The organism is Psychrobacillus sp. NPDC096389 (assembly GCF_044762855.1).
Lineage (GTDB): Bacteria > Bacillota > Bacilli > Bacillales_A > Planococcaceae > Psychrobacillus.
In genome coordinates this window covers 84950-97515 of sequence record NZ_JBIWFB010000009.1, presented here as the reverse complement: position 1 = coordinate 97515, position 12566 = coordinate 84950, and the positions used below count along the sequence as shown (strand labels likewise).

The window sequence follows — 12566 nt, the reverse complement described above, 5'->3', positions numbered from 1 at the left end:
ATGGAGGAAGCGGAAATGACAGCTAAAGTTTGGCTAGAAGATACTGAGTTTTGGGAAATGAAATCAAATATAATGGATTATACCTATGACATAAAAGTGTCCATTCCAAAGGAAGAAGCCCCAGAAGAAGGTTTTCCTGTCTATTATATGTTAGATGGGAATTGGTATTTTCACTTTGGTCGTGATGTTGTACGATTACAATCAGGAAATGGACCAAAAACGCTCATCTCTCCTGCAATAGTTGTAGGGATTGGACATAAAGGTACGAAAGAAGATGTAGGAAAACGAAGATTTTATGAGTTTACGCCTTTTGCTCAAACATATAAATACCCAGAACGTTTCAAAGGAACACAAATTTGGGATCATGGTGGCGCAGAAAAACTCCTTGCTTTTATCGAGCGAGAATTAATGCCAGTTATTAATGAAAAATATGCGATTAATCAGGAAAAACAGACACTATTTGGTCATTCATTAAGTGGATTATTTGTAGTTTGGGCTCTATTTAAACGTCCAGAATTGTTCCCTTATTATGTAGCAGTTAGTCCTTCTATTTGGTGGAATGAGCATGAGCTATTCATGCATGCGGACCAATATTTTCAGAAGGCAATGCCACATGCCCATAGAAAGTTATTAATGATGGTTGGCAGTGAAGAGGACTTTATGGTAGATGATGCTAAGCAATTGTATGCGAATATGAGCGAGCACCAAACAGAACAATTGGAAGTTGAGTTGTATATTGCGGAAGGTGAAAATCATGCGTCTGTTGTTCCAACCATTATGAGTAGAGCCTTTCGCTTTATGAATAAATAAGGAGGAATGCTAGTGACTTCGAAAGTTGAAGGAGAGTTTATAGAACTACAACTAATGGAAAGAAAAATAAGCGTCTATTTGCCAAAAGAGTACAGATTAGATGTAGAAAGTATTTTTCCAGCTGTCTTTTTGCATGATGGAGACTTTTTATTTAGAGAGTCAATTGATGTAATTGAACAAAATGTAAAAGCAGGTTTAACAGAGCCAGTAGTTTTTATTGGAATTGATTCGGATAATAGAAATAATGAATACACCCCTTGGAAGCATGATGCGCTATTTAGTGATTGGTCCTTCGGTGGGTTGGGAGATAACTATTTGGATTTTATATATGAACAGCTATATCCCTATATTAAAGAACAGTTCCGTATTTCAGAGGATATTGCATTAGGGGGTGTTTCCTTAGGCGGTTTAATTTCTATGTATGCAATGTACAGAAAGAGAAACTTATTTCAAAAATACATTTTATTGTCGAGTTCAGTATGGTTCACAAACTTTATGGAATATATGGAATCAACCGCAATGGATTATCATCCGAAAGTGTATATGTATGTTGGTGAAAAAGAAGGTATCACGAAGACAAATATTCAAAAGAATATGGTGCCAAATAGTAAAAGGGCATTTCATATTTTACAAAATACGATTGCGCAGCCATCCGAAAATTTGTTATTTGAAACAGATCCAGAAGGCGTCCATGATGATCCATTTTTTCTTCACTATTTTCCAAGAAGCATTCAGTTTTTATATCCAACTAAGCATGTTTAGCTTTGAAATAAAGATCGATAATTTATTTATCTTAGGGCAACGACATTCAAACGTATGTAAATAAAGAGTTCAAACATATTATATAAATCAAATATGTTTGGCCTCTTTAGTTGTTGCTTTGTGATCAAAATGAGAGCTTTTAAGATAAGAGTAGCTTCTTCAAAATACACATCCATTTGGAAAGAAGACGGTCTTGACTATTACCTTTTTCGTTACCTTCCACCACTAACATTTATAATTTCTCCTAATATGTAATTTGAAGCATCGGAAGAAAGGAAAGCAATTACCTCTGCTATTTCCAATGGTGATGCTGCCCGTTTAATAGGTACCGATGAAACCATTCGCTCAAGACGATTATCGTTTGGAGCAAATTTCTCGTGAAATGGCGTTTCTACCATTCCTGGTGCCACACCATTCACAATAATTCCATATTCAATTAACTCTCTGGACATACCAATGGTCATTGTATTTACTGCTCCTTTAGTAGATGCATAGTGAATACTTTCTCCTGCACCACCAATTCGAGCTGCCGCCGAAGATACATTGATGATTTTACCATCTTTCTTAGGAATCATATGTTTTAAGACGGCTTGAGAGCATAAAAGAACACTATTTACATTCAATCTAAACGTTTCTTCCCACAATTCTTCACTTATATCCATAAAGCTGCTTTGACCGATTCCTCCTCCAGCATTATTAACCAGAACATCAATCGTATTAAATGAGGAAAGAGCTTGATCAACCATTGAGTTCACTTCCTCTTTTTTCATAACATCAGCCCGAATAGCAATAGCATCTCCACCTTTTTCTCTAATAAGTTGGACAGTCTCCATTGCGCCTTTTTCGTTTGAATGAAAATTAATAATAACTTTTGCTCCTCTAGATGCCAATAAGTCGGCTGTGGCACGCCCAATCCCTGAACTTGCTCCAGTAATAAGAATCACTTTGCCTGACAAGTTTTGCATAGCCTTCCTCCTGAAAAGTTTGATTGTAATAAGAATTCTACAATTTAAGTCCAAATCCTTTTGGATCCAGTTAATTTAGTAAAACATTACAATCTTCAGCATGTTTTTTTAATACGTTCCTCAACAATTTTGCTTTCAACCTAAAGAAAAAGACACAATTCTTGCTAAAGAATAGCACCAGGTTGTGGAAGGTACTTATTAAACTAAAGCACCAGTCAGCTGAAAAGGTCTTCACAACCCTTATCTAACAGTGGAGTAAATCTTTTATGGTTATAGATACTTTCAGATTCTGTAATAGTTTGAGAGAGTACGTCATTAATTGACCTTAATAATGTTTCTACTGCACGTTTAACTGAACCATTCTCGAATCTTTCGAATGCTTCAGGCAATTCATCCTCATCCAAAATAAAATATTCACCATTTGGAAGTACTAGTACATCTATTATTAAATCTTCAAATGAAACCATATTCTCTTCGAATTTTGTATTCTTTACAATGTTAAAATACGAAGCTAAATAATTTCCTTCTTTATCTCTCCAAAAATATAAATTATATGGACGATCTTCCCAATAATAAGCAATTGTATAACTCCCTATTGGAATTGTTATTTTAATATGATTAATTTGCATTGTAAAAGATTCTTTAATAATGTGAAACAAAACGATACATTGATTTTGAGCACTTAACAAACTACATTTATAATCTACAATTTTAGAATCATACCGGATTTTTCTTTCTGTAATCTCCTGCCCTTTATACTGACTACCATCTAAAATAAACAAAATCTAGTCAATCCTTTCAATACATCCTTCTCATAATTATACTCTTGACAAAAAATACGTTGTATTAATAGCTAAATTTCTTCGTTAGTTAAATAAGTTCACCCAAAAAGTGTTAACACCCTTTTGGGTTAGTTAGAAACAATCTATACGATTTAAAAATTGTATAGAGGTCGAGTTAAAAGTCTTTATATGTATTTTATTTGGACGATACGACTAAAAATCGTACCGGCATATCCGTGAGGTTATACCAGTAATGCGTTTTATTTGCATCGAACATGATAGATTGTTGCTCGAATAAATTCATTTCTTCTTCATCCACAACTACTGTGAGTGTCCCCTCAACAACAAATAAAAACTCATGTCCACTATGTGAAAAAGCATTTCCTTCATTTTCTCCAGGCTGTAATGTTACGAGGATTGGTAAGTAGCTAGCGTCAGGAATTCCATTAGACAAATCTTGATAATAAAACTGTTGTCTAATAGTTTCTAAGTCATCGCTTTTAGAATCATTGGAAAAGAAGATAGTTGGATTTACCTTCAATGCATCTGCTATTTTCTTCAAAGATTCTAACGTGACACTCGATTTTCCACGTTCCACTTGGGATAGAAAGCTAATAGAGACATCTGTGAGTTCAGCTAAATTTTTTAGGGTAAGTTTTCGTTCTTTTCTAAGTTCTTTTAAAATCTGTCCTATTGAATGAGAAGACATAGATAATTCTCCTTTGTTTTATAACTCTCGGTTTAATCATATCTTAATTTTTAGGGGACGACTAATGCAAATAATTTTCAGTTTTTATTGACAGAAAATTTTAAACTTTATACAATGGAAATGGGAGAATTAAAGTGTCACTTCAATTTTAAAGGGGAGAGAAAAAATGGATCCAAAACAAATGAGAAAAGTGTGGATTGCTAGTTTAGTAGGAAGTTCGATTGAATGGTTCGATTACTTTCTATATGGGACAGTAGCAGCTCTAGTATTTAACCAGTTATTCTTTGTTACGGAAGACCCATCGGTTGGAACTATTCTTGCGTATGCATCATTTGCATTAGCATTTTTTATACGTCCATTCGGAGGAGTTATTTTCAGCCATATTGGCGATAGAATCGGGCGTAAGAAGACGCTTGTTCTAACATTAAGTTTAATGGGGATTGCAACATTTGGTATGGGGTTACTTCCTACTTATCAAGCGATAGGTGTTTGGGCTCCAATTCTTTTAATCACGTTACGTCTTGTCCAAGGGCTAGGTATTGGCGGAGAATGGGGAGGAGCGCTACTTCTAGCAGTTGAATATGCTCCGAAAGAAAAACGTGGATTATATGGCGCTATCCCTCAAATGGGAGTAACAATAGGGATGGTTCTAGGAACGGTCGCATTATCGATTATGACATTGTTGCCTGAAGGTTCTTTTATGACTTGGGGTTGGCGTATTCCATTTATCTTTAGTGCATTATTGGTAGTTTTTGGGTTGTGGATTCGTAAGGGAATTGATGAAACGCCATCATTTAAAAAGGTACAAGAATCTGGCGAGATTCCAAAACTGCCGATAGTAGATACGTTAAAGTATCATTGGTGTGAAGTCCTAATTGCAATCGGTGCGAAAGTGGTGGAAACCGCACCATTTTATATTTTTGGTACGTTTGTCGTATCTTATGCAACAACCAATTTAGGTTTTTCTAGAACAGCAGTGTTAAACTCGGTGATGATAGCTACAATTGTTACGACGATATTAATCCCGATAATGGGAAGCCTTTCGGATAAAGTGGGCCGCAAAAAACTATATGTCACTGGAACTGTTGGAATGATTCTTTTTGCATTCCCGTATTTTTGGATGTTACATCAACAATCTGTTGCATTACTAGTGATTGCAACGATAATCGGTTTAGGTATTATTTGGTCACCGATTACCGCGGTGCTAGGTACGATGTTCTCTGAAATATTTGATGCAAAAGTGCGGTATACAGGAATTACACTCGGGTATCAAATCGGAGCAGCGGTAGCTGGTGGTACAGCTCCGCTAGTTGCGGCAAGCTTACTGCTTAAGTTCAATGATTCCTATATTCCAGTTGCGTGCTATATCATCTTTACAGCAGTTATTTCATTGATAGCAATATGGGCTGTAAAGGATCGCAGTCAAGAGAATTTGGATGATATTAACAAAGTAGATGTTGATAATTCAAAAGAGAATTCTAAAGTTTCCAAAGTACTTGGTAAAGCATAATAAGTAAAGCGATAAAAAGAAATATCTCGTCTGTCGCTAAGAATAGTGGCAGACGAGTTTTTCTTTATTAATGGAGGTTTTTGCATGTTAGTGGTAAATGAACAACAGATTATGAATACGTATGTTATGGATGATGCAATTGAAGATATCACCAAAGTTTTAAAAGTGAAGGAAGCAGATAAGATTGCTAGCCCTCTTCGTACAGTAATTGACTTTCCGCAGCAAGAAGCGTCCGCATTATATATGCCGAGTGCGGATTTAGTAGATGAAGTGGCGGCGGTAAAACTGGTCACCATTTTTCCACATAACCCAGCGATCGGTAAAGCAACAACACAAGGAGTTATCATGTTGTCAGATGGATCAAACGGGGAGCATTTAGCTATGTTGAGTGCCTCCTATTTAACGAGACTTCGCACTGGCGCGTTAAGTGGAATAGCAACAAATTACTTAGCAAAAAAAGAGGCAAACGTATTAGCGGTAATTGGAACAGGTGCGATGGCATTTGAACAAGTGCTGGGAGTCCTTGCTGTTCGTCCAATCGAGCGCATTCTACTCGTAAACCGTAATTTAGAAAAAGCGAAAGCGTTTGGAGAAAAACTGAGTGCTTTTGGAGTAGAAACTTCCTTTGAAATTATTAACGATGTAGGGGTAGCTGTCAGACAAGCAGATATTATTAACTGTGCAACGCGTGCAATCGATCCTGTATTTAACGGAGAAGATTTAAAACCTGGTGCACATATAAACGGTGTAGGCTCTTACTTGCCACATATGCATGAAGTAGACATAACGACGATTACTCGTGCAACAAAAATTGTAGTGGATGATTTAGCAGGCGTAAAAGAAGAAGCTGGAGAACTAATGGATGCACAAGATAAAGGGAAATGGTCTTTTGAACAAGTTCACGGTGAATTAGGGAAGCTTGTGGTTGATGCGATAAAAGGAAGAGAAAATGAAGAAGAGATTACCTTTTTTAAATCGGTCGGAGCTGCTTACTTTGATTTAGCTGTTGCAAAAGGCGTATATGCCAAAGCGAAAGAACAACAAATAGGTAACGAAATAGACATGTAATATTATTACTTAACATGGTCATATTGAAAATAGAAACTGTCTCCAAAAGTTTACACTTTGGAGACAGTTTCTATTTGATTGACAAGTTATTTTACACATGTTAAAATTACTTTGAATTAGAGATATTTTAATTAAAAGTAATATAATATAGGAGGAATATAATATGAATCATTTAAAAGGTATGCACCACGTAACAGCGATTACAAGTAGTGCAGAAGAGAACTATAAATTTTTTACTTATACATTAGGAATGCGTTTAGTCAAGAAAACTGTGAACCAAGATGATATACAAACTTATCACTTGTTCTTTGCGGATGATGTAGGCGGCGCAGGAACAGATATGACTTTCTTCGATTTCCCAGGCATTCCGAAAGGGACACATGGGACAAATGAAATTTATAAAACTGGATTCCGTGTTCCGAGCGATGCGGCATTAGACTATTGGGTAAAACGTTTCGATCGTCTAGAAGTAAAACATACAGGAATTGAAGAACAATTCGGTACAAAAGTTCTCTCATTCGTAGACTTTGATGACCAACAATATCAATTAGTGTCTGATGAAAACAATGAAGGAATTGCATCAGGTACACCATGGCAAAAAGGACCGATTCCTTTAGAGTATGCAATTACAGGACTTGGACCAATTCATATTCGAATTGCAGAATTCGATTATATGAAGGAAGTATTAGAAAAAGTAATGCTATTTAAAGAGATTGCCCAAGAAGGTTCCTTGCATTTATTTGAAGTTGGAGAAGGCGGAAATGGTGCACAAGTTATTGTAGAAAAAAACATTATTCTTCCTCCAGGACGACAAGGGTTTGGTACAGTTCACCATGCAGCTTTCCGTGTAGAAGATCGTTCTGTGTTGGATGAATGGACTACTCGCATGGAGAGTTTTGGGTTCCAAACATCTGGTTTCGTGGATCGCTTCTTCTTCCAAAGTTTATACGCAAGAGTTGCAAACGGCATTTTGTTTGAGTTTGCGACAGATGGTCCAGGATTCATGGGAGATGAGCCTTACGAAACACTTGGAGAAAAATTATCTTTACCACCTTTTTTAGAACCAAAACGTGAACAAATAGAAAGCTTAGTTCGTCCTATCGATACGGTAAGAAGTACGATTGACTTTGTAAAAGAATAAACATGTAAGGGCTCACTTCCGATGGGGAAGTGAGCTTTTTGTGTGGAAAGACTTTTAATAATAGTTTTTATTTCCTATTTAGGATAAAAGTTAAAGATTCCAAAGTTTCAGCCGATACATATAAGTAGTTATAAATACACATGATGAATGTCATGGTTGTGTAAAAGGGGACTAGAAAATGAGAATACGCACAAAACTTTTTATCATTTCTATTTGTTTATTATTAATACCGAGCTTAGTAATAGGTGTAACTAGCTATTTTTCAGCTAAGAATAACTTGGATGAATTGGGCGAAAAAACCCTAAAAAATGGCGTTGAGATGGCGCTTCTAGTAATTGATGCAATGAATACATCTGTTGAAAATGGTGAAATGACACTGGAAGAAGCACAAGAACAAGTAAAGCAATATTTACTTGGTGATTTACAAAGTGATGGCAAACGTGCCTTAACAACGAAAGTAGATTTAGGGGAGAATGGATACTTTGTTATCTATGGTACAGACGGAGAAGAAATTGCCCACCCTTCCTTAGAAGGAACAAATGCTTGGGAAAATAAAGATATTGATGGGAAATACATTGTCCAAGATATGATTAAAACTGCTGAAGCAGGTGGAGGGTTTTATTATTATAAATGGGACTTACCAAATCAGCCTGGTACCGCAGCGACAAAAATTACCTACAATACAATAGATCCAAATTGGGGGTGGGTAGTAAGTGCAGGAACTTATATGGAAGCTTTTAATAAAGGATCTAATTCTATCCTGATGACTATTATCATTACACTTGCCGTGAGTACATTAGTAGGTATAGTAGTGATCATCCTGTTTTCTAGACATTTAGGAAACCCAATCCAGTTAATCGCTCAAAATCTGAAAAAGATTGCTGATCAAGACTTGTCAGTAAAAAATATTAAGATAAAAAATAAAGATGAGTTGGGCGATTTAGCAAATGGATTAAATACAATGACTGCCAATTTAAAAGAAGTCCTCAATTCTGTTTCCAATTCAGCACAGCAAGTTGCTGCTACATCTGAAGAGCTTACGGCTAGTAGTGAGCAAACGAGTAGAGCATCAGAGGAGATTACAGAGTCTATCCAACAAATTTCTTCTGGACAAGAAAGCCAATTATTTGGCATGCAAGAAGCGAAAAACTCGGTATCCCAAATTTCATCTAGCATTACAGGAATAACGACCAATATTAAAGAATTAAACGATCTTTCCATTGAAACGTCTAAAGTTTCCGATTCTGGTAATGAGGTGATTTTGCAAACGGTGGAACAAATGAATCAAATCAATAATCAAAGTACGGCGACAACAGAAGCAATGTTAGTACTTGAACGGAAATCACAAGAAATTGGTGAAATTATTAATGTCATTACAGGTATAGCGGAACAAACGAATTTACTAGCTTTAAACGCAGCGATCGAAGCAGCTAGAGCGGGAGAACATGGAAAAGGTTTTGCAGTAGTAGCTGATGAAGTACGGAAGTTGGCGGAGGAATCCGGAAACGCTGCTAAAAATATTTCTTCGTTAATCAGTGAAATACAAGACAATACAAAACATACCGTACAAACTGCAACGGAAGGAAAACTTGCAATAGAAAGTGGTATGAAGTATGTTTCCAATGCCGGAAAAACATTTGAAAAAATTTCGGATGATATAAACTTGATCAATAATAAACTTTCCTTTATTTCAGGGGAAATTCAAGAAATAAATAGTAATACAGAAGTACTTGTAACAGAAGTAAATAAAACAAAAGATGTAACAGAAAAATCCACTGATTACACACAAAACGTAGTAGCAGCTGCAGAAGAACAATATGCATCCATGGTTGAAATGACTGCTGCATCACGTGCTTTGGCAGAGATGTCCGAGAAACTTCAAGATGTCGTTTCGGATTTTAAATTAAATTAAGTAAATAGAAAAGTAGCAGATTTTATACAATCGGGTTTTGTATAAGGTCTGCTATTTTTAGGTTCAATTATTTTGTTTTTCATGAAGAGTGCGTTATCGTTTAACTGAAACCATTATTAATAATAAGGGGACGAGATAATTGAGCAATACAAAAGCATCCGGACATATCAAATATTCTGTATTGGATTTAGCACCTATTACAAAAGGCAGCTCTCCATCAGAAGCATTTCAAAATACGAAAGATCTAGCGCAGCATGCAGAAAAGTGGGGATATAATCGTGTGTGGCTTGCCGAGCATCACAGTATGCCAGGTATAGCGAGTTCCGCTACTTCGGTAGTAATGGGGTATGTGGCAGCAGCAACAGAAAAAATTCGGATAGGTTCGGGTGGTATTATGTTACCGAACCATGCACCTTTAGTTATTGCCGAGCAATTTGGTACGCTAGAGGCAATATATCCCGGAAGAATTGACCTAGGGCTTGGTAGAGCACCAGGAACGGACCAAATAACAGCAATGGCTCTACGTCGTGATTCAAGAAGCAGTGGGCATGATTTTCCTCAGCAACTAGAAGAGTTACGTGGCTACTTAGATGCCAATTCTAAGTTTAATAAAGTACGAGCAATACCAGGTGAGGGACAAGATATTCCAATTTGGTTACTTGGATCTAGCGGCTTCAGTGCTACTTTAGCTGGCCAACTTGGATTACCTTTTTCGTTTGCCAGTCATTTTTCTCCGGAAAATACATTGCCAGCACTTGAACGCTATCGTCAATATTTTGAGCCATCAGCAGTATTGGACAAACCGTATGTGATGGTTGGCGTCAATGTCGTGGCAGCAGATACAACAGAAGAGGCAAAAATACTTTCGACAACACATCAACAGCAGTTTTTAAGTTTAATCAGAAACAACCCTAGTCAAATCCAACCGCCAGTTGAAACGATGGAAGGAATTTGGAATCCACTTGAAAAAGAAAGTATTCTGAATCAATTAAAATCGACAATTATCGGAAATCCAGAAGAAGTAAAAGAGAAACTTCAAGCATTTGCGGAAGAAACAGATGCGGATGAATTAATTATTAACTCCACGATTTACGACCATAAAGCCCGACTCCGCTCGTATGAAATAGTGGCAGAAGTGACGGGGATGAAAGAAAATTAAATAGGCTTGTCTTGCTTGTTAGAAAAGTAGAGGGGAATATAATTTCCATCCTCTACTTTTTTTTATGCTTCAATAAAACTTTTTTAGGGTATATAGAGTTACAGTTAAATATAGTGTAATAAGGGGGAAAGCCTAGTTGATCCAATTTGATAAGATTACGAAAGTATTTGAAGATGGAACAAAGGCATTAAACAATATTTCATTGTCCATTCCCGCAGAAGCGTTAGTTGCTATTATAGGTCCAAGTGGTTGCGGGAAGACAACGTTGATGAAAATGATCAATCGTTTAGAAGTTCCAACCTCCGGAGAAGTATATGTAGCAGGGAAAGCAGTCTCTTCGGTAGATGCAGTGGAACTTCGAAAAACAATTGGCTATGTTATTCAACGAATAGGCTTGTTTCCGCATATGTCGATTGAAAGAAACGTATCGCTTGTTCCGAATTTGAAAGGTTGGCCAAAAGATAAAACATATGGAAGGATTTATGAACTAATGCAAATGGTTGGTCTGGATCCTGCACAGTATTTGTCTAAATATCCTTTGGAGTTAAGTGGCGGACAACAGCAACGAATCGGAGTGGTAAGGGCGTTAGCTGGAAATCCAGAGATTGTTTTAATGGATGAGCCATTTAGTGCACTTGATCCCATAAGTCGCGAGCAATTACAAATAGAAACAAAAAAAATACAAAAAAAACTGAAGAAAACAATTGTATTTGTTACACATGACATGGATGAAGCTTTAAAAATAGCGGACATAATTGTTTTGATGAGAAATGGTCAGATTGAGCAAATAGGTACACCTACTGAAATAATAGAAACTCCAATCAATCATTTTGTTAAAAACTTCATAGGTATAGAGCGAATCAATCGAAAGCGATCAGTTGGAAAGCGTATGCTAGATGAGTTTACATCTTTTTTTGAACAAGACGAACAATCCTCGTATTTAGTAGTAGATGCCTCCACTTTAGTAGAAGAAGCAATTGCTTTATTAGAAAATGAAGGAACGAAAAAGTTGCTAGTAAAAAAGGGAAACAAAGAGTTGGGCTTTGTGAATCAATCTATTCTTCTACGTGCAATCCTTGCAAAGGAGGAGGTATCTTAAATGCAAATTTTTTTAGATACGATTCAAAGTAGAGCTGACTTAATACAGGCTTCGTTTTTGCAACATATTTATTTATCTTTTATTGCGTTAGCGATAGGTATTGGCATTGCTTTGCCATTAGGTATTTTTGTGGCGAGGTACCGAAAATTTGCGGAACCAATTATTGGGGTGACCGCTGTTTTTCAAACGATTCCTAGTCTGGCTTTGTTTGGATTTTTAGTGCCACTTATCGGAATAGGCACGATGACTGCATTAATTGCCTTAATTATTTACGCACTTTTACCTATTTTGCGAAATACATATACTGGAATTATATCAATAGATGATTCGATAATTGAAGCAGGTCGTGGAATGGGGATGACGACCAATCAATTGTTATGGCAAATTGAGTTTCCGCTTGCTTTGCCCTTTATCATGGCGGGTATTCGGACTGCTACTGTTTTAACGGTTGGAATCGCGACACTAGCTACTTTTGTTGGGGCAGGGGGGCTAGGGGATGTTATTTATCGAGGTTTACAATCATATAATAATGCGCTCGTCTTAGCAGGAGCGTTACCCGTTGCTTTATTAGCCATTTTGTTTGATCTTGCTTTGAAATGGATCGAGAAAAAAGCGACACCAAAAGGAATAAATACGGGGAGATGATGAA

At 36.6% G+C, this 12566-nt stretch carries 12 protein-coding genes; 9 read left to right on the top strand and 3 right to left on the bottom strand.

Annotated features, from left to right (window positions below; all coding sequences use genetic code 11):
- Nucleotides 1–15: 15 nt before the first annotated feature.
- Complete coding sequence (locus ACIQ38_RS18810) at nt 16–810, top strand: alpha/beta hydrolase (RefSeq protein WP_402826665.1); 795 nt, start codon at nt 16–18, stop codon at nt 808–810.
- Between the two features lie 12 nt (nt 811–822).
- On the top strand, nt 823–1572 hold the full coding sequence (locus ACIQ38_RS18805; RefSeq protein ID WP_402826662.1) for an alpha/beta hydrolase: 750 nt from the start codon (nt 823–825) through the stop codon (nt 1570–1572).
- Nucleotides 1573–1784: 212 nt separating this feature from the next.
- Here the strand turns inward: ACIQ38_RS18805 and ACIQ38_RS18800 are convergent, their stop codons facing one another.
- From ACIQ38_RS18800 to ACIQ38_RS18790, 3 genes are all read right to left on the bottom strand, one after another.
- Nucleotides 1785–2537 (bottom strand): SDR family NAD(P)-dependent oxidoreductase, encoded by a 753-nt coding sequence (locus ACIQ38_RS18800; protein WP_402826659.1) that lies wholly within the window; start codon nt 2535–2537, stop codon nt 1785–1787.
- A gap of 215 nt (nt 2538–2752) precedes the next feature.
- Nucleotides 2753–3313, bottom strand: coding sequence for a ribonuclease FAU-1 family protein (locus tag ACIQ38_RS18795; RefSeq protein WP_402826959.1), 561 nt, complete (start codon nt 3311–3313; stop codon nt 2753–2755).
- 202 nt (nt 3314–3515) lie between these two features.
- On the bottom strand, nt 3516–4028 hold the full coding sequence (locus ACIQ38_RS18790) for a helix-turn-helix domain-containing protein (RefSeq protein WP_402826656.1): 513 nt from the start codon (nt 4026–4028) through the stop codon (nt 3516–3518).
- Between the two features lie 166 nt (nt 4029–4194).
- Between ACIQ38_RS18790 and ACIQ38_RS18785 the strand changes: the two genes are divergently transcribed.
- From ACIQ38_RS18785 to ACIQ38_RS18755, 7 genes are all read left to right on the top strand, one after another.
- Nucleotides 4195–5538: an MFS transporter gene (locus ACIQ38_RS18785; protein ID WP_402826653.1), complete on the top strand. Its 1344-nt coding sequence runs from the start codon at nt 4195–4197 to the stop codon at nt 5536–5538.
- A gap of 84 nt (nt 5539–5622) precedes the next feature.
- Nucleotides 5623–6606: an ornithine cyclodeaminase family protein gene (locus ACIQ38_RS18780; RefSeq protein ID WP_402826650.1), complete on the top strand. Its 984-nt coding sequence runs from the start codon at nt 5623–5625 to the stop codon at nt 6604–6606.
- 163 nt (nt 6607–6769) lie between these two features.
- Nucleotides 6770–7747, top strand: coding sequence for a ring-cleaving dioxygenase (locus ACIQ38_RS18775; RefSeq protein ID WP_402826647.1), 978 nt, complete (start codon nt 6770–6772; stop codon nt 7745–7747).
- Nucleotides 7748–7925: 178 nt separating this feature from the next.
- Nucleotides 7926–9659, top strand: coding sequence for a methyl-accepting chemotaxis protein (locus ACIQ38_RS18770; RefSeq protein ID WP_402826645.1), 1734 nt, complete (start codon nt 7926–7928; stop codon nt 9657–9659).
- A gap of 139 nt (nt 9660–9798) precedes the next feature.
- Complete coding sequence (locus tag ACIQ38_RS18765) at nt 9799–10818, top strand: LLM class flavin-dependent oxidoreductase (RefSeq protein WP_402826642.1); 1020 nt, start codon at nt 9799–9801, stop codon at nt 10816–10818.
- Nucleotides 10819–10954: 136 nt separating this feature from the next.
- Complete coding sequence (locus tag ACIQ38_RS18760) at nt 10955–11917, top strand: ABC transporter ATP-binding protein (protein ID WP_402826639.1); 963 nt, start codon at nt 10955–10957, stop codon at nt 11915–11917.
- Nucleotides 11918–12562 carry an ABC transporter permease gene (locus ACIQ38_RS18755; RefSeq protein WP_402826636.1) on the top strand — a complete coding sequence of 215 codons (645 nt, stop codon included), beginning with the start codon at nt 11918–11920 and terminating at the stop codon, nt 12560–12562.
- Nucleotides 12563–12566 lie beyond the last annotated feature (4 nt).